Source organism: Psychrobacter sp. SCQQ22, from assembly GCF_015864605.1.
GTDB lineage: Bacteria > Pseudomonadota > Gammaproteobacteria > Pseudomonadales > Moraxellaceae > Psychrobacter > Psychrobacter fozii.
The window spans coordinates 171,238-190,363 of sequence record NZ_JADYWZ010000004.1 but is presented as its reverse complement, the minus strand read 5'-3'; the positions used below and the strand labels follow the sequence as shown (position 1 = coordinate 190,363).

Annotated in this window: 13 protein-coding genes and 1 pseudogene; 5 read left to right on the top strand and 9 right to left on the bottom strand. The window is 41.6% G+C overall.

Annotated elements, in window-relative coordinates:
• Positions 1-146 precede the first annotated feature (146 nt).
• The 4 genes from I6E84_RS07285 (at position 147) to I6E84_RS07270 (ending at position 4,630) form a co-directional block, all read left to right on the top strand.
• Positions 147-1,016 carry a hypothetical protein gene (locus I6E84_RS07285; protein WP_197217169.1) on the top strand — a complete coding sequence of 290 codons (870 nt, stop codon included), beginning with the start codon at positions 147-149 and terminating at the stop codon, positions 1,014-1,016.
• Positions 1,017-1,149: 133 nt separating this feature from the next.
• The gene (locus I6E84_RS07280; RefSeq protein WP_197217168.1) at positions 1,150-1,434 is read left to right on the top strand and encodes a helix-turn-helix transcriptional regulator; all 285 of its coding nucleotides are present in this window, start codon (positions 1,150-1,152) and stop codon (positions 1,432-1,434) included.
• 267 nt (positions 1,435-1,701) lie between these two features.
• Positions 1,702-2,076, top strand: coding sequence for a hypothetical protein (locus I6E84_RS07275; RefSeq protein ID WP_197217166.1), 375 nt, complete (start codon positions 1,702-1,704; stop codon positions 2,074-2,076).
• Between the two features lie 106 nt (positions 2,077-2,182).
• Positions 2,183-4,630, top strand: a complete 2,448-nt coding sequence (locus tag I6E84_RS07270) for a DUF927 domain-containing protein (RefSeq protein WP_197217165.1) — start codon at positions 2,183-2,185, stop codon at positions 4,628-4,630.
• 773 nt (positions 4,631-5,403) lie between these two features.
• Here the strand turns inward: I6E84_RS07270 and I6E84_RS07265 are convergent.
• The 9 genes and pseudogenes from I6E84_RS07265 to I6E84_RS07225 form a co-directional block, all read right to left on the bottom strand.
• Entirely contained in the window at positions 5,404-8,682 is a 3,279-nt protein-coding gene (locus I6E84_RS07265; RefSeq protein ID WP_197217163.1) for a type I restriction endonuclease subunit R, read from the bottom strand.
• 483 nt (positions 8,683-9,165) lie between these two features.
• Positions 9,166-10,011, bottom strand: a complete 846-nt coding sequence (locus I6E84_RS07260; protein WP_197217161.1) for a tetratricopeptide repeat protein — start codon at positions 10,009-10,011, stop codon at positions 9,166-9,168.
• A 64-nt stretch (positions 10,012-10,075) separates the two neighbouring features.
• Complete coding sequence (locus tag I6E84_RS07255; RefSeq protein WP_197217159.1) at positions 10,076-10,828, bottom strand: hypothetical protein; 753 nt, start codon at positions 10,826-10,828, stop codon at positions 10,076-10,078.
• Positions 10,829-11,339: 511 nt separating this feature from the next.
• Positions 11,340-12,065, bottom strand: coding sequence for a hypothetical protein (locus tag I6E84_RS07250; RefSeq protein ID WP_197217158.1), 726 nt, complete (start codon positions 12,063-12,065; stop codon positions 11,340-11,342).
• A gap of 125 nt (positions 12,066-12,190) precedes the next feature.
• Complete coding sequence (locus I6E84_RS07245; protein WP_197217157.1) at positions 12,191-12,751, bottom strand: tetratricopeptide repeat protein; 561 nt, start codon at positions 12,749-12,751, stop codon at positions 12,191-12,193.
• Positions 12,752-12,830: 79 nt separating this feature from the next.
• Positions 12,831-13,586, bottom strand: coding sequence for a hypothetical protein (locus tag I6E84_RS07240; protein ID WP_197217156.1), 756 nt, complete (start codon positions 13,584-13,586; stop codon positions 12,831-12,833).
• Positions 13,587-13,740: 154 nt separating this feature from the next.
• Positions 13,741-14,262 (bottom strand): hypothetical protein, encoded by a 522-nt coding sequence (locus I6E84_RS07235; protein WP_197217155.1) that lies wholly within the window; start codon positions 14,260-14,262, stop codon positions 13,741-13,743.
• A 94-nt stretch (positions 14,263-14,356) separates the two neighbouring features.
• Positions 14,357-15,742 carry a restriction endonuclease subunit S gene (locus tag I6E84_RS07230; RefSeq protein WP_197217154.1) on the bottom strand — a complete coding sequence of 462 codons (1,386 nt, stop codon included), beginning with the start codon at positions 15,740-15,742 and terminating at the stop codon, positions 14,357-14,359.
• Positions 15,742-18,120, bottom strand: a pseudogene (locus tag I6E84_RS07225) (type I restriction-modification system subunit M). The gene I6E84_RS07230 and the pseudogene I6E84_RS07225 overlap by 1 nt, the downstream one beginning before the upstream one ends.
• Before the next feature lie 485 nt (positions 18,121-18,605).
• Here I6E84_RS07225 and I6E84_RS07220 point away from each other — a divergent pair.
• Complete coding sequence (locus I6E84_RS07220) at positions 18,606-19,124, top strand: spore coat protein U domain-containing protein (protein ID WP_197217153.1); 519 nt, start codon at positions 18,606-18,608, stop codon at positions 19,122-19,124.
• The last annotated feature ends 2 nt before the right edge of the window (positions 19,125-19,126 follow it).

Genomic DNA, 19,126 nt, shown 5'->3' with positions numbered 1-19,126 from the left:
TTACATTCTCAGTATTACTCTGACATATAAAAATTGATAGCGTTATGCGCTGTCATTACAAATGTAAGGCTAGGATTAATATCTGAACGACAGTCACCGCACCTTTAAGCTGTCAGTGCCTTTCTCCTATTTTATTTTGAGGGTGTGTGGGTGCAATTGTGGATCTAAAAAAAATCATAGAAGCTGAAGATGATAATTATATTAGCGTTAGTGATTTTATTGATTTAATAGCTAATCATACTGGTAATACGCTCAATGAAGTCATCGGTTATCTAGGTAGATATTGTAGCAATGTTCAATACGATATAAGAATATATTGTAAAAATGATATTAGTGGTTATTACAACGAGTTCCATTTATCAGATTTAATAATTAAACAAGACTATACTGATGACTATAGGTTATACAGGATTAATGAATTAAAAACAGATGATGAATTTATAATTTCCTACTTTTATAAGAAAGATATTCTTAATATTGAATATATAAAGCTCCTTGATTTAAGCAATGATATTTTAAGCTTACCTAATGAGTTGAGCAAATCAATGCTATCAATAGATATAGGAACATCTGGCCACCCAACGGTAGCGCATAGTGAACCTAAGACCAATGACGAACTTATCAAAGAGTTGGCAGCCTCCAACACTAAAATCAAACAACAAGAGCAAGATATAAATAAGCTTAATGACCAGTTAAATGAGCAAACAGCCATACCAACTGATAAACACTTGTATGACTGGCAAGCAATGAATAAAAACCAATATCCTCCCGAACTACATTTAGCGATGGGTATATGGAAAGAATACTATCAGGTTCACGATATCGAACACATTACACAGTTCAATACTGGGAAATTCAATAAGATAACTAACAGCTTGAAATTAAGAGACGGTAACTTGAAAGATAGGATCAGAACTCTTCTAACGCCTTTAGAGCCAAAGGCTCGAGCACCAGCGCTTATTCAAGCATTGAGAAGTATTAATATTATTCATACTGATAAATTAAGTCAAGATTAAACAAGATAGCACCTTGACCAGATACCACTGCCTTAACTAGGCACCATTGCCCGCCACCATATCCCACCCTTTAACATTCACTTCATAGCAGGGCATTACCGCCCATTCCCTTAACCGCTATGAGGTAAATATTATGAAACTCACCGATCAATATCTAAGAATGGCAGACCTTGCTAACCAATCGGAACGCATTGCGAAGACCTATACGACTCAATCAGGACAACAGCGAACTGTGTCTGCTAAAAACGCGACACGCGGTATCGTCGGTTTCTCTGCTAAACATATCTACCACTTAATCAGTCAAAATCAATTTCCAGCACCCATTAAAATTGGCCGTGCTAGCCTATGGCTTTTATCTGATATTAACGGCTGGATAGATTCTCACGCCGCGATTAGTAATGACGAGGTGACAGTATGAGTCAATCTCTTAAAGTATTAGAATCCCACCTCCTCACACGCCATGGTCAAATGCTGTCAGTAGCAAACGACCACATTCAAGACTATTCCAACGATTGTGACAGGCTAGCCGATACACTGAATCTCATTAAAGTGGATGATCCAGAGTCAAAGGCTGTAATAGTAGCTATAAGATCTGCCTTATTCATTATCAGCGAACACGCCAGCGATTTAAGCGCGGAGATCATAGTACAGCTTATCTCACGACCTGCAGTGGAGGAGTCAAACCATGAGTAGCAATGACTATAAAAATAAGCTAGAAGCTCTCAGCAACTTACCTGATAATACCTTGTCTATCGGTCAAAATAGCCAGCGTGAAATAATCGATACAACTACCGACAACGACACAGAGGTCGTTGTGATATCAGCACACGATCTATCAGATATTGCCTGTGATATCGAAGGCGTGGTCACTGTATTGAATGATATTGGGCATCTGCTAGCACTTGTTCACTACGCCAAGATACCACCACATACCGTTGTAACCATGTCACGTTTAACAAATGACTCTGTCAATACATGGATAAATCTATTAAATGCAAGATTAGAGAAAACCAATCAAATCTTAGCACTGACTCGTTACGGCAAGGAGGTAGCACAGTGAGAAGCTATCCACCAAAGCAAAGCCGCAAGTATGCCAAGCGTAAGAGCTACTACAAGAAATATCAAGCTACACGCAAGCCGAACCAGTTGCCAGAAAGGGGTAAAAGATGACCACTACACCACAAACGATAGAAAATAAAAAAGCCCATGCTGACAACATAGGCGCTCATACTCTATTACAAGGTTGCAAGCCACCTACAGAAGGACAGCTAGCAAACTGTCCATTTCTAACCAAGCTATACAGCATGATAGAACCTGAACGGCTGCTATTTTCTACAGACAACACCACTATATATCATGGTGAACAAATTGGCAAAACCGAAGCGACAGCTGGCACGATAGCACTAGCAATCACCGACAAACAAGGTAATACAGTAGGCGCAGTATTCTACACACCAAACAGCAAAGCAAAGCCTATTGTTATTGATCCTACAGGGTATGGCGCTATCGTCATTGGTGAGCCAAACACAGCCAATGAGGTGATAGCACTTGATAACCTAGATGATGGTATTGATATTTATATGCACCTAATGGCTAGTGATAAAACGATCATCATTAGCCCTCATAAAACAAAGCAATGCCTTAAAAAGATGGTGCAGCATTGGAGCAGCGGATCACAGGTCACCATACCGATGACCATAGATAACAAAGGGATGATAACTCTACTGGCAGGCGTGAATGCTAGGGCATTGGTTACTGTGGCTCATATCGTCACTATGCTGCAAGCTGACAGCTATGAAGCAATACTGGCAGCCGATGACACCCAGCTAATCAACTTACAAGACACTGCCTATTATCCTGAATGGCGCGATGATCCCCAGCTGAATGAACCGATGACCTACAGTGATGGGCGTTTTGAGCTCTACCACGATGGGCTGTTTTTCGTGAAGTATAACGATGACGACCCAGCAAATATAACCTTTAAGTTTAAGGCGTTTGTTTGTTCACCCATTGAGATTATCGCTAAGACACGGGACATAAGCAGCGGTACATGGGGGCGGTTATTACAGTGGCCTGATGATGATAACGAGCTGCATAAATGGGCAATGCCGTTATCTTTATTGCAAGGTGATGCCCGTGAATACCGCAAAGAATTAGCCAGTCAAGGCTTGAACATTACTACCAACCCCAAACAGCGCAGCTACTTAGACGCTTACTTACAAGATTATCCAATCTACAAACGCGCGCGGTGTGTCGATAGACTAGGCTGGGATGGTGAGCAATATATCTTACCTAATGGCGCTATCGGTGGTGATGGTAAAGAACTTATTGTCTATCAGTCTGCAAATAGCATTAACAGCACCCTAGCCCAGCAAGGGACATTAGCTCAATGGCGTGATGAGTTATGCAGACCACTAGCAGAGCAAAGCCGTTTTGTTTTCTCTATTGCTTGCGCTTTTGCAGGTCAATTACTCGCGCTATTAGAATCTGACGGGGGTGGTTTTCACCTTTTAGGCTCATCAAGCATGGGCAAGTCATTGTCGCTTAAGTTGGCTGCTAGTGTATGGGGTAATCCTGATAAGTATGTTAAGACATGGCGCAGCACTGATAACGCACTTGAGGGCACAGCCAGCGAGCATAACGACAGCTTCTTGCCTCTCGATGAGATGAGCGAATGTGCCCCCAAAATAGTAGGCAAAGCCGTTTATATGCTAGGTAATGGTCAAGGTAAAGGACGTAGCACGACTACAGGACACAACCGCATAGCCAAAGAATGGCGCATTATCTTTTTATCCAATGGTGAGGAGTCGCTGCAAAACATCATGGCGCAAGCAGGACAAAAGACTAATGCAGGTATTGAGGTTCGAGTGGCTCATATCGATGCTGATGCTGGTAAAGGCTTAAAGACGTTTGATAGTTTGGTATTGGCACCCACAGGCGCAGCCCAAGCCGATAAGATCAACGAGCTATCACATAGCTACTATGGAACAGCTGGCATAGCATGGCTTGAACATATCACCACTGATAAGGCAGCGACCACAGCCACCGCTAAGCAGCTTGTAACAGACTTTGTGAGTAAGTATAGCGACCTTGCTCCACAAGCGCATAGAGTGGCTAAACGATTCGCTATTGTGGCTGCCGCTGGCGAGATGGCAACTCAGGCAGACATCACAGGCTGGCAAGTAGGACAAGCAACCACAGCCGTTATGACGTGCTTGGATAATTGGCTTGATAACTATGGGCGTGACGGTGAGTATGAGCAGCGCCAAATCATAGACCATATCAAGGCGTTTATTGAACAGCATGGGTCAAGTCGCTTTCAGGCTTGTTTCCAGACCACCGGCACCCGCCCCAACTTTGAGGAAAGAACACCCAACCGTGTGGGCTATCGCAACGAGGACACAGGGGACTATTATTTTTCTAAAGAAACTTTCAACAGCGTATGTGCGCCATTTAGTAAAAGAAAAGTATTGCAGGTGTTAGATGAAGCAGGCTTGTTACTTTCAAATCAGGGTGACCGTAAAATTTATAAAACCCCTAATACTCTATTTAGTGGCAAGGTTCGCCCGTCTGTTTACGCGGTTACTGCTAACATACTTTGTTGTGAACCTTAAAAACCGATGGGACAAGCGGGACAGACGGAACAGCCATTACACAGTAAGGGGTAGAGCTGTCCCGAAAGCAAAAACGGAAACGGGACAAACGGGACAGGGTGTCATATTGTAACAATCCCGTCCCGTTCTGTCCCGTAGTGAAAAACATAAACGGGACGACTGAAAGCTAATGACTATGGGGGCTGTCCCGCTTGTCCCGTCTGTCCCATACAAAAAACTAGGTCACAGCAAAAATAATCAAAGGTAGGCGTTTATCGTCTGCCTTTTTTACTGTTTGTACTCTCATGGTATTAGTGAAAAATATTGGAAGCAAAAATAGCATAAACATAAAAAAGTGGAAGCAAAAAGACCCTAAAATAAACTGCTTCCAACATAAAAAAACCACGCTTAGACCAATCATATAGGGCAGTTTGGCTTGGAAGCAAAAAATCTTGTGGAAGCAAAAAAAATCATAGAAATGGAAGCAGTTTCATTTGATAATTATGTCGATATTACGCCAACTAGCCAGCATGTCCGTACTATTAATCTTGCTGTGAAGTGACATTATTCGCTACAAAATATTGGAACCAAAACAGTCAAATTGTGGAAATCTGGAACCAAAACACGCCTGTTTTCTCTTTGGTTCCAACATAAAAAACCACTCTTAGCCCAGTCATGGAAAATGATTCAGCTCAGAACCAGAAATAATTTTGGAACCAAAAAAAAGCTGGAAAAATGGAACCACCTTGGTACGATTATAGCGAGAGAACGCTTCTTAAAAAGAATCTGAGATATTACATCGCTGCCTCAGCACCCAACTTCGTATCAAGCATCAATCGAATGAATTGCTTAAACTGATTCGGGTTAGACAGTAGATGCATGGTCATGTCTTCAAACGTACCTTTGGCATCAAACATAGCGTCCTCGGCAGCATTGGGATAACCACCCAGCATAATCTGATCAACACTGTTATTGGTGAACTGCTTGACCACAATCTCGTTCTCCGTGACCTTATCCCAAATGGTATTCATAAAGTTCACTTTGTCCTTATCGGTAAAGTCCTCACCAGCAAAAACCTCGTTTAATCTATCAATAATCTGAGACAATAGCGCCTCTTGTTTATCTTTGGGTGTTGCTGTACCCGCTCCACTGCCACCATCTAATTGATACTCAGACTTGCCCTCTTGTAGCTTTAAGTCCTGCTGATGCAGCTTTGAGACGCGATAATGACTCATGACGATGTTACTTAGATCAACGTCATCTTCACTGTCCACGCTTTCACGTAGTAGCGGCTGTAAGTTACGCGCATATAGGCTCAGTTTCTCTAACTCTTTGTCATCATAGTCCACGATTTGTGACATAAACTCATACTGGCGGGTAAATGTCCCTAAATCCTTTTTGAATATTTCTAGCGCATCTTGATCGGCCTTAAAACCTTTGTAGTCATTCTCAGCATTGGTCATCAGTACCACATCGCCCGTTGCTTTGGTACGCTCAAGCATCACTTTGGCGTGCTGTGCTTGCTCACGTGCCAGCTTGTATTTCTTCTGCCAACGCTCAACTGCTGGCTTGCAGATATTGCTAATGGCCGCGTTAGACTTGTTCTTACTATAGAAGGCCTCAACAAATTGCTCGACCTCATGCCATAAGAAAATTTGAGATGCACGCAGCTTCTCATAAAGGTCAAACACCTGATCAGGGTCAGACACATCCGCTAAGGTTGCGGTCTCATAGTATGGCTGGAAGGCTTCAAGAATATCGTCAGGATCATTAAAAAAGTCGAGTACAAACGTGCCGCTTTCTGCCTTGCCTTTATAGGTACGGTTAAGTCGCGATAAGGTCTGTACGCAATCCACACCCGTCAGTTTTTTATCAACATACATCGCGCACAGCTTGGGCTGGTCAAAGCCTGTCTGGAACTTGTTAGCCACCAACATCACTTGATAGTCATCACTGTCAAAAGCTTTTCGTAGATCGCGGCCTTTTAACCCGATATTCATATTGTGCTCAGTGAACTTCTCGCCAAGTAATGCGCCGCTGTCAGGGTCATTATCGTTAAAGGTGACTTCCCCTGAGAAGGCGACCATGGCATTGATATTTCTATAACCGTAATCAGCAATATAGTTATCAAAGGCTAGCTTGTAGCGTACCGCTTCTTTACGGGAACCTGTCACTACCATCGCTTTGGCTTGCCCGCCCAATAAGCCTTTAATATTGTCATTAAAGTGCTCAATAATGATCTTAACCTTCTGCGCGATATTATGCTCATGCAAGCGCACCCAGTTATTGAGCTTAATCTTGGCGCGACGTGCATCGACTTCATCATCAGCGGCGGCCAGCTTTTGCTTAAGCTGATAGACCACTTTGTAGTTGGTGTAGTTTTTAAGCACATCTAGGATAAAGCCTTCTTCAATGGCTTGACGCATGGAATAGACATGATAAGCGGCTGGCAGGTTATCTTTAGAGGCTGGCAAGTCAGGGTTAGGTAAGCGTCCAAACAGCTCAATGGTTTTTGGCTTAGGGGTAGCAGTAAAGGCATAGTAGCTGAGGTTGGGACTGCTACGGCGGGCGGCAAGTGTGGCTTCCAATATGTCTTCGCTCGATAGCGATGCATCATTCTCAGTATTGCTGTTCTCTATATCACCTGAGACCAACACTTCTTTGAGCTGGCGGGCGGTAGAGCCTGTTTGTGAGGAATGCGCCTCATCGGCGATGATGGCATAACGGCGCGACTTGAGCACACTTGAGTCTTCAATGGCTTTGAGTACAAACGGGAAAGTTTGAATGGTCACGATAATGATCGGCTGTGAGTTGACCAATGCGCTGGCAAGCTGCTCAGACTTTGAGCCGTCACCTTCTTTTCTATTGATCTTACCGACCACGCCATCGGCATGTTCAAACTGATAGATAGTGTCCTGCAACTGGTCATCAAGCACGGTACGGTCGGTGATAACGATGACTGAATGAAATTGCTTATCGCCGTCACTGTTATATAAGGTGGATAGCTGATGGGCAGTCCATGCGATAGAGTTAGACTTGCCCGATCCTGCACTATGCTGAATGAGGTACTTTTGACCCGCGCCTTCATCAATGGCGGCATTGACCAGTTTGGTCACCACATCCCACTGATGGTAGCGCGGGAACATCATGGTCTCTTTTTTGGACTTTCGCCCAATAGCGTCCTCTTCCTCATCGATCTGCAAGTGCATGAAGTGACCGAGGATGGCAAGCAGGTTCTCTGGCGTGAGCACTTCATTCCATAGATAGTCAGTGGCATATTGGCTGAGATCCTTAGGCGTATCATTACCTGCGCCGCCGTCACTGGTGCCTTTGTTAAACGGTAAGAAATAAGTACTGTCTCCTGCCAGCTTAGTCGTCATATAGACTTCATATTGACTGACAGCAAAGTGAACCAGTGCGCCACGCTTAAACGTCAGCAGCGGCTCAGGCTTTTTAGTATCTGGGTCTTTAGGCAGGCGGGTGCGCTTATACTGAGTGATAGCATTTTGTACCGCTTGCTTAAACTCCGACTTTAGCTCCATCGTTATGACGGGCAAGCCATTGACGAACAGCACCACATCGATACGGTTACGCTTAGCGACCTTGCCGTCTGTCTTGTCTTTTATACTGGTATGAGAGCTATAGACCACCTCAGGAACCACACGGCAGATATTGGCCTCGTAGCGTGCCATGATCTCAGGGTTAAGGCTGTGCTCAGGCTTAAACTGACATAGGTCAAAACGCGCGTTACGAATCTTCAGACCATGACGCAATACGCCAAGTGTGCCATAAGTGCGTGAGGATTGATCGGTAGAGTGCTCATCTGCTTTATTAAGCTGCTTAACCAATGCAGTGATAAAGTGGCGATCAGAGTCGATAGGAAAGGTACGGCAAAACTTCTCCCACTCCTTTAGCTGGGTCTTCTGCACAAAGTCGAGCACGTCTTGTTCATATAGCGCGGTCTCTGCCGTATAGCCGCTGGCATGACCTACTTGCCAGCCGTGCGCGTGCATCTGAGTGACAATATCGGCTTGGAATACAGATTCGTAAGTGACATTATGCGCGTTGGTCATGTTGAGTCCGTTTAGGTTTATTGTTTTTAAAGATTATTCTAGAATTAAGCTCAAGATGAAATAGCTATAAAATATGCAAATTGCCTAGAGAATAAGTAAAATGCCAATAGCGATAATGTCAATAACAGCGTTCTATATTTTCCAACGATTTCTCTCTCTGAGCTTAAAACCTTGTAAGGGACCACTAGATATAATATAGGTAGTAACGAAAATAAGGGGATTACCCCATATATCAAGAATATAAACTTTATATCACTAAACATATCACCAGCAATACCCGTAAAAAATGCTACAGAAATTGTTAAATCTTTATCCTGCTTTTCATAAGACTGATAAGTCGTATAAGCAGTGAAAATATAGGCAGCTACAGGGCTGTAAATCAGCGCCAAAAATAGCTGCTTATAGCGCTTTGTAACTGGATAGGGGCTTTGTAAAGTGATAGCAACTTCCTTATAAAATCATCAATCTCATATACAATGGCTTTTAATTCTCTAGTGACATCACTAAGGAAGCTATAACCTCATAATCCATCAAAAATAAAGCTTCATAAATATTACAGCTCATAGGATCGTCATTACCGCATGCTTCATGAAACCATTTCATGGCTTGTTCGCGATCTTGATCAACACCATCACCGCTCATATAAAGCATTCCCATATTACGCTGAGCATAACTGTTATTTTGAATCGCTGATTTTTGTAGCAGCTTAAACTCTTTATCGTAGTCTTGTGGCACACCATTACCTTTTAAGTACATCACCCCTAGATTGTTTTGACTGGTTGATTTTTTTAATAAGTTGAGCGCTGCAATATTAGCGTAGCTGGTTGCGGTATCGTTGTCATAATAGTAGTCAAAGTTATCTTGAAGGGTTGCTTTTATTTGGACGGCTGTTTTTTGATACCACTCATAAGCCTTATCATAGTCCCGCTCCGTACCTCGGCCATGTTCGTACATAACTCCCAAGAAGTACTGTGACATCAGCTCGCCTTGATTAGCCGCTTTTTTATACCATTGAAACGCTTTGAAACTATTCTGCTTCACTCCCACACCTGAATTATACATAGCACCTAGATTCCATTGTGCCACTGCATCCCCTTGGTCGGCAGCCTTATGAAACCATTCAGCAGCTTTGGCATAATCTTGAGGCACCTTTTCACCTGCGGCATACATCGCACCTATCTCATATTGAGTGGCAATAGAGCCATCATCGATGAGTACCTGACTTGCAGCCGAGTTACTTGCCTGCGCTAATGGCGAGAAGCTTGCAAGTACTATGCTGAATAGCACTATCTTCAAGGTAGACTTTAGTTTTAGGATTGATATTTTCATTCTTTTTCTTTAAAAGGCGATTTTTTGAGTTTATAGGTGTACATAATCATTTTAATGCTACAACTTAGCTCGTTGATTCTTTTTTATCCTCATTCAATAACACTTCAAACTGTTCCACACCTGTTATTATTCTTTGAACTTTAACCTCATCAGCTCTACTATCAAGCTCTTTAGCTGTTTGACTAATAGTAAGCGCCGTTTCATGGTCATCAAGTTCAACACATACAATCAGAATTTCAGTAAGGGCATGCAGAACATTTTCTAAAACATTAAAGTCTTTGCTTTTACGATAGCGATCAATGATTTGATTAAACACAGCCAGCCTATCATTGATATTATATTTTTTTGTTTTAAAAATATCGGCTTTTAATAATAGAATCTCAGTGGTTATATACTCTGTACCATGATGTGTGTGAGTGATAAAGTCATCTAAAACTGAGTCTATAAGTAAGAGTGCTTTATCATATTCTTCTAAAGCATGGAGTGCTTTTATCTTACTTCTGTTGAGCTCTCTAATATAATAATCAGATACAACCTCTCCTTCTATATCTTCAGATAGTTTGCTATCTGTAAAAACTTTGATAGTGTGGTCAGCGTGTACTATGACTTCTCTATATCTACCAAGCAAGAACAAACCTGGCGTTTTTCCTACTAGAGCAAGTCTAGCATGACTACGTTCTTGTTGATCTTCACTATTAATATATTGGCTATACAGCTTATCAGCTACTTCAATAGCAGCTTCAAGCTTACAAAGTCTATTTAGTTTTAATAATTTTTTTGCCATTCTTAAAGCTTTAGATTTTGCAGACCAAAACATTATTTATCCTTATTGATGCAGAAATATTCTTTAGAATGTAAAACATCCTTCACGAATTAAAGAAATCTTCAGATCATTACATCAGCAATTAAGCGCTAGAAAAATATTATTTTCCTAACTATAGTTGATATAAAATTAGCTTTAGCAATAGTATCAAAATAACGCACAATTGACGAGATACATAGAAAGCTATCCTTAGTTATTAAGCAAAAAAGGCCTAACCTCATCATGATTGATAAGATTAGGCCTTTCTATCCGCTAAATTTAATATTGGTAGCGCGTGAAATATCTTTTGAGAACTGATTCAACTGCTAGCCTTGCGCGGTATAACAGACATCATCAGTTTGGAGTACAGATTCTTAGGTGACGTCGCGGCTCATGGCATTTTCTTATTTTTACTTTTGTTAAACGGTATATAAATATAGCAGACAAAATATCAGCAATATACAGCTAGCGCTGGCAAAACCTTTTGTATGTTCCATATATTATATATAGCCGATAACTGCTATTTCTATTCTTTAAACGATTCTTCAAATTTATCTATGTATGATAGAAAAGCTGGAACCTCTTCAGATTTTGATCTGATACTAATATTTTCAAGAATACGACGGACAATGAGTAGGTTTTTAATATCCTTAAGTGTTATAAATATAAGCATCATGTCTCTAACGACAGGAATAACTTGCTCCAAAATTTTAGGGTTATCACTCAGCTGAAAACGAAAAGATATTTTATTTAGTACTATCAATCTATTAGAAAGATTCGGATCCATTTGAAGAATCTCATACTTTAATAATAATGCTTCAAGTACTGCAACCTCTGTCAATTCATCGGTACAATCAATCCCTTCATCCACTACCGAGTCTATAATTTTTAAAGATTTATTGTATTCTTTCAATCCATATAGTGCTCTGGCTTTATCAGTATATGCCGCTCTTATAATTTTTTTATTATAGCCATCATGAATATCTTCAGGAAGATTCCCATGAGTATAAATATCAATAATTTTTTCACAAACTGATATAGGATTTTGATATTCTTCAAGCATAATAAGGCTTGTTGTTTTCCATGTTAAAGCAGCTTTGGCATGGGCGCGCTCTTGTGAATCTTCGCTATCAATGTATTGACAATATAAGTTATCAGCCAACTCAATAGCCTCATGATAACTATCTTTAAGAAAAAGTTTTTGAACATTTCCTGCCATTTTGGCAGATTTAGATTTTAAAAACCCAAACATCATCTAACCTTTTTATACAGTCTATTTTTAAAAAACCAATACTATGTATAGTTGCTATATCATCTAGCATCTTTGGTATAAAAGCATGCTGGACGATGCTAGCATAAAAATAAAACAATTGTCCACTAATAACCGCGTTCATTTAATCGTTTATATTGATTGCAGCCATATTGATAACCCACATCACAAGTTTTTCCATACCATTCCTTTGCTGTAGCTCGGTTTTGGCGAAGTCCACCTAAGCCTTTTTCATAAAAAAAACCAAGCATTCCTTGACCTTGGATACTTCCTTGATACGCTGCTTTTTGGAACATTTTTCTTGATAATACTAGATCCTGACGAACGCCTTCACCTTTGTAATATATCCAGCCAACCTTAGCTTGATATTCTACATTGCCTTGGTTTGCCCATTTTTTCATATCAGCCAAACTATCCTTAGAGTCAGAGTATTTATTCTCATCAGATACGCGGCTATTTAAGGCAAATTGATAGTCTTTTTGCTTTGCATGAGCACTTAAATTATCAATCGCTTTAGAAGTTTCTTCGTTGCTGTATATATGAGCCCCACTGTTCGTACTATAGATATTATGACTAGAACTATATTTTGAAGAAGCAGTTTCGGCCGCACCACTCATTTGGGATGCACATATTCCAAATATTGATAACATTAATATTAACTTTCTCATAAACTCACTTATTACCTTTCAATTATCACTAATAATGGTCAAACCTAAAGTCTCTATCTTTGCACACTTAAATCAACCGCTACGGCTCTTCACACACCATCTTTAGGCTCTTACCAAATAACGTTTCATTCAGTTTTTGAGAGTCTTTAAAGACTTTTTCAGAGTCAGCATGATAGATCTGATCATTCACGCAATTACTAAAGCCATAGGTCAGTAAGTTTATTTTGGCATAGTTTTCGGGGTCGCTGGCTTGTTGTCGCTGATAACGCTCTGTAATCAAATTGCGTGAATATTTACCGTCATCATTACTAAAGAGTGTTTGCTCCTGAATTTGCTCTTCGACGAACTCCTGCCATTTATTCTGCACAGCGGCTTCATCTTTGAAAAAGGGCGCAAGATACTGCTTACACATCGGCGGACTCAGCCTCATCGCTTGCAAGGGATCTAAATAAGCCAGAATGGTTAATTTATTAAGGACATATTCGCCATCGATGGACTTTAACAGCTCACGCTTGTAGGTTTGCGCTTGTGGTACGACTTCTAATTGCTCAACCTTACGCTTGCGTGCCTGATACTCTTGATTTAAGTTGTCTAGGTCTGACTTTGATATTTGGTCTATGTCTCTAGGGTACAGAGGAGAAGAACTACTAAGCTGTACGCTAGTCAAATTGTTTAACATGAAATGAGAGTTCTCGATTTGCTTGGCGCTATACTTTCTATTATTGAACTCGCCTTTCATATCGCATAAATCATCTTGCCATTGATAGACTTCAGCTTGGGTGCTAGTGGTGACTGCCATTAGGGTCAGCACAGCTGCTACAGTCATTGCTTTCATAAATTAATGCCCTTTAATTATTTTGATAGCCATTGAATCTATAGGGTGATTTTCAAGCGTCAATCGAATATCGTTAAATTAAAGGTGCATAGAATGCACCTGCCGACTGTTTAATAATAAAAGTTATAGTAAATGACATGCTCGATACGAGGGCTTAAGTCGCATCACGTGAAAACCCGCCAAGGGCGCAAAGAGCTTTGGCATAAGGTTCTTCAAAAGAATAAGGCCTTCTATCATAGTCTTCACCAGGACCAAAACCAATCAGCTGAAATTTCTTTTGATGGTCGGCTGTGTAGCTGTCACCGAATAGTTTACGTCCATAGCCTTGATAACAAAAAAACTGATAAGTCGCAATTTTATAGCTTTGGTCAACATCGAGCACTTTGACCTCTGATGTGGCCGTATTTTTAGTATTTCTAACGCTAGTATCGACAAAGTACGTTCTGCCTTTGTCATCTACACTGACTTGCAGCCAAGTATTACCGATGATGTTTTTATCCACGACACTCTCAGTAGCGGCGCGTTTGAGTATGGCATCACGTTCTGCATGAGTAGGATAAATAGTATCTAAGGCTCTATTTTGCGAACGTTCATTAGACGCATCTATCGCATTCATTACTGCACAACCTGATAGACTTACGGCACTCATCATGAGTATCGCTATGGTTTTTTTCATAAATAGAATCCTTCGGTTAATCCATGATTATTTAGTAGAGTTGTTAAAAGCTTACAAATGTTAATTTTTATTGTTAATATTGTAAAGCGTTTTATCACTTACTATCAGACGCAACCCAACCCCTTACATCAATCTTGCCCGTGACAGCGGCAGATATTAAGGCGGTACGCCGTTCTTGCATAAGTTGGATGGCTTTTTGTGCTTTTGAAACTAGGTTATCAAAAACCTTCATTTTTTCACTAAAATAACTCAATAGCTCATAGGCTTCTTCATTTGGTAATAAGAAGCATGGCAGCTCTTTAATAACATCTTGGCTAATATTTTGCATAGAAGAGCTAGCCCCTGAAGCTTGTAGCTCAATCTGTTCTCTGACAGGCTCAATAGAAAGGTATAGTGCTATGAGCTCAGGCTGTATATTCGAATTGAATCGCAAACGATATAACTTATCGCATAGAAGTAGATTGTTGTAGTCTTGATTAACTACTGCCGCACTTCCAACAAGTTCTTTCGTGTTTGCACGTGAAATCAATAAGTCACGCTTTTCTATCAAGTACTGTAATCTTGGCTGCAACTCAGGCGGCAAAGCTTTATTCTCAATTGAGTGAAAACTGCCATAGTTAACACAGCCTACTTTCAAAACGCCATATTCATCACTTGTCGCTGGATGAGAATCACATTGAGGACTCCAACCCTGTTCAAACATAGAGGTAATATATTTTATTCTGGTTACTTCCCAATGCTCCGGCACATCCCCTAACCATTCCACCCCAGAATCTTTCATCGGCGCGTCAGGGTTTAAGCCTTTAGTCACGGCATGGCTGATGACGGCTTGGCGCTTTTCTTTTAACAGTTGGATAAGGGTTTGCTGCTTTTCGATTAGGGTATCGATTTGGTCAGTTTCGTGGTCGAGGAAGTTGGCGATTTGAGCTTGATCTTGAATAGTAGGACGCGCAAAAGTGAAATTCAGTATATCCGAAATATTTAAACTAGCTTGGTTGGCTGTACCATGAGCGTTTAAATCCAAATGCTCTCTATAAACATCAGTTTGTATAAGATAGAATAGAAATAAATTACTTAGGACATTATTCTTAGGTGAAAGCACTACCGTATTTTGATTTAACAGACTACCATCAAGCTCGAATGGCAATATACCAATCTGCCCAACGGCACTATTTTTAACATCTGGAGTACTTCCTACAGTACTTATTATTATCTCTCCTTCCTTCAGTACAGATTTAGGATATATCTCGGAAAAAGAAGATGGCAAAAATACTTCTGACTGACGAATAGTCTTATCTTTAATATCACTTGCTTTTACTACCCTTATACCTATATCAGTGAAATCAGCTGACTTAAAAGCAACTCCTTTTCGTGTATTTAGATAAAGCTTAAGTGGTGAAACACTCCACTCGCTAGGAACTTGACCCAACCACTCAACCCCAGAGTCCTTATACTCTTCATATTGTTGATACTTCGCCATTACGAATGCACCTCACCCAACAACTGCATAATCTCGCTACTGACCGCATCCAAGTCTGCATCAATCTCAGCAAGCGCGCGCGGCGGCTCATACACATAGAAATGACGGTTAAACGGTATCTCAAAGCCCACAATGCCGATCTCTTCATCGATAGCATCTGTCTTATCGCTATTGATCCACGCATCAAGCACATGCGGCTGTACTTCACGGGCGAAGTAACTTTCGATCAGCTCAGTGGTCGTCACGTCAGGGTTAAGCGGTACGTTTTCATAATCACGTAAATCGCTGTCTGTTTGGAACTCAACGATTTTGGTCTTGCTGGAAGGATCGGTATAACTAAACGCACCATAGAGCGGACTTTCAACCTTGACCGCTTTTTTGATGACGGGTTCTGCTTCAGGGTTTTTCCAAGTGATAGCATCCATCAGCTGTTTCTTTTCTTTAGCATCAAGATTCACATCAGCCTCTTTTAACGCTTGTTTGAGCACTTTTTCAAACTCATTGAAATCATCAAACTGGTTTTCACCGATAGCCGCTTGTAAGGCTTTGGCTTTATTCATTAGGGTAAGTTGCGTTTGCCATAGCTTAGCCGCCAGCACGTCTTTGATTTGCTTTTCTTTTAGCTCGCTAAAGTCCGCCTTAATCATCGCACGTGCTTCTAGGGTGACCGCTGATAAGTCACCATAGTTGCTTGTATCAGAATCGGTGTCGCTATCAGCCGTCCAGTTACGACCAAATGCCTCATACAGCGCTGGCATGACCATATCAAACGGTTTAGAGGCATAACGTAAGGTTTCGATGGCATCGTCAGATAGCTGAGCGGATAGACGTAGCGGACGCTCAATGGTGATACGGCGATAGCCAAACTCATGGGTTTTAAATATCTTACTGGCAAAGGTCTTAGCAGGCTCAGCTTTAGGATTAGCAGACTGACGGCCACGGTTAGACTTCACCTCTTCAGGCTTATCTAGCACACGCGCATCAACCACTTCAAAGTTACCAAAGCTTTTGGTGATGGTTTTGATATCGTCTTCACTCATCTCATTACGCTTAGAGCCCAGTGATTTACGCATCTTACTGTATAGATTGCTACCATCGATCAATTGCACGTGACCTTTACGCTCAGGCGCTTTCTTATTGCTTAATACCCATACATAGGTAGCGATACCCGTGTTGTAGAACATATCAGTAGGCAGGGCGATGATGGCCTCTAGTAGGTCGGCCTCTAAGATGTAGCGACGAATCTCACTCTCGCCACTGCCTGCGCCGCCTGTGAATAGCGGCGAGCCATTTAAGATAATACCGATACGGCTGCCCTGATTGCTATATTGACCATTACTAGCTTCTTGGTCATCAGTAGTGATCGGACGCATCTTGCTAATCAGATGCATGAGGAACAATAGCGAGCCATCAGACACACGCGGCAAGCCAGCCCCAAATCGGCCGTCAAATCCTTTTTGCTCGTGCTCGTCTTTGATCTCACCTGATATCTTTTTCCAATCTACCCCAAACGGTGGATTCGACAGCATGTAGTCAAACTTCTCAGCGACCAGCTGATCACTAGACAAGGTATTGCCCAGCTTAATGTTATTCACCTCTTGCCCTTTAATAAGCATATCGGCTTTACAGATGGCATAAGACTCAGGGTTGAGCTCTTGCCCATAGGTACGCATGACCGCATCAGGGTTCAGCTCTAGCACGTATTCCATACCAGAGGATAGGAAGCCGCCCGTACCGACGTTGGGTCATAAATGGTGCGAATAATGCCGTCTTTGGTCAATGCGTCATCATCTTCCATAAACACCAGTGAAGTCGTCAGGCGCACGATATCGCGCGGCGTGAAATGCTCCCCTGCGGTCTCGTTTGAGCTTTCAGCAAAACGGCGGATTAGCTCTTCAAACACAAAGCCCATTTCATGGTTAGAGATAGCGTCAGGGCTAAGATCGGTAGTGGCGAACTTCTGCACCACTTTATAGAGTAAGTTAGCATCGGCCAGTTGCCCGACAAACTCTTCAAACTTAAAGTGCTCAAATATCTCACGCGCGTCTTTAGAAAAGGATTGCACGTAGGTATTAAGGTTATCCTTGATATCACTCTGACCCAATCTTGCTAAGATCCATGGGCGAGGTATTATAAAACGCATGCTTGCTGGCACGTATGATGAACTTTTCTTGTGCTTCCTCTGGCAAACCCTTATCAGCGATACGCTCACTCTCGGCAACCACAGCAGCTTTGGTGTCTGCTAATACGCACTCTAGGCGGCGCAGTAGCGTAAATGGCAAGATGATGCGGCCGTATTGAGACTGCTTGAAGTCACCACGCAATAGATCAGCGACAGACCAGATGAAAGCCGCTGTTTGAGAGAAGTTTTTGGTCATTGGTTCGTCTTATTGTTTGTTGGGCAGGGTTGAGTGCTTTGGGTTATAGGACAGGCTTAAAATCAGACTACACGTGCTGCGATAGAATACATCGACTTATGACGGCTTATAAAGCTCATTGTATGATAGTAGAGTATATAAAGGCTAGTATGCAAACTTAATGTTGGCTCTATTTGATGAGGTTATTTGTAGTGACGCATCGGTCAATAATACATATGGAAAATTGGATATTAGCGTGGATACATGTTAGTCACAAACTTCTAAAACAACCCTGTCATGCTTTAGCAACAAATATTGACGATAGTCGTAGTTATTGTAACTGAAAGAGTCAGTTCGCCTCAGGTAATTATCTTAAGCCAGTGGGTTCTAGATTGCTAAAAAAACGAGATTTCTGCTATCTAGCTCGGCAAGCACATCGTATTCAACTGATTACGCTGTAATTCATCACCGAAACCCTAAAAGATCTAAACCTTTGGAGATTTACCATGCAATTTAAAAAATCATTAATGACTGTTACATTAGTTACTATTGGCGGATTCGCTGCTATGTCTAGTGCGAATGCTGCTAGCCCTACCTCAAGTAGTTTTGGCGTTAGTATGGACGTTGAGTCTATATGTACTATAGATGCAGCTCCTTTAGATGTTGTACTTGCAACAACTGAAGCAGGAAAGGCAACTACAGCTGTAACGGCAACCACTAACCTTATCTTAAACTGTTCTAAAGGTTCTGTGGCTGTTATTGGTCTAACACCTGCGTCAACCACTAGCCTCGACGGTACTGGTACTCTGCTTGGAGGAGATTTAGACGCTGAAAAAGTAGCGTATAAACTGACATCTGGCTCAGCTAGTGGCACTGCGTGGGGCACTACTAATACAGTATCTACCGACGAATTCGCAGATTATGCTACCGCCATCACTACTCCTATCTATCTCACAGTGACTAGTGATGCCGACGTTACACCTGGTGCTTACGACGATACTATTAATATTTCTGTAGCCTATTAATC

Coding starts and splice junctions, on each gene's coding strand:
- I6E84_RS07260 (WP_197217161.1), bottom strand. CDS start 10,011: ATGAAAATATCAATCCTAAAACTAAAGTCTACCTTGAAGATAGTGCTA.
- I6E84_RS07280 (WP_197217168.1), top strand. CDS start 1,150: ATGAAACTCACCGATCAATATCTAAGAATGGCAGACCTTGCTAACCAA.
- I6E84_RS07230 (WP_197217154.1), bottom strand. CDS start 15,742: ATGGCGAAGTATCAACAATATGAAGAGTATAAGGACTCTGGGGTTGAG.
- I6E84_RS07220 (WP_197217153.1), top strand. CDS start 18,606: ATGCAATTTAAAAAATCATTAATGACTGTTACATTAGTTACTATTGGC.
- I6E84_RS07245 (WP_197217157.1), bottom strand. CDS start 12,751: ATGAGAAAGTTAATATTAATGTTATCAATATTTGGAATATGTGCATCC.
- I6E84_RS07240 (WP_197217156.1), bottom strand. CDS start 13,586: ATGAAAGCAATGACTGTAGCAGCTGTGCTGACCCTAATGGCAGTCACC.
- I6E84_RS07265 (WP_197217163.1), bottom strand. CDS start 8,682: ATGACCAACGCGCATAATGTCACTTACGAATCTGTATTCCAAGCCGAT.
- I6E84_RS07250 (WP_197217158.1), bottom strand. CDS start 12,065: ATGTTTGGGTTTTTAAAATCTAAATCTGCCAAAATGGCAGGAAATGTT.
- I6E84_RS07275 (WP_197217166.1), top strand. CDS start 1,702: ATGAGTAGCAATGACTATAAAAATAAGCTAGAAGCTCTCAGCAACTTA.
- I6E84_RS07235 (WP_197217155.1), bottom strand. CDS start 14,262: ATGAAAAAAACCATAGCGATACTCATGATGAGTGCCGTAAGTCTATCA.
- I6E84_RS07270 (WP_197217165.1), top strand. CDS start 2,183: ATGACCACTACACCACAAACGATAGAAAATAAAAAAGCCCATGCTGAC.
- I6E84_RS07255 (WP_197217159.1), bottom strand. CDS start 10,828: ATGTTTTGGTCTGCAAAATCTAAAGCTTTAAGAATGGCAAAAAAATTA.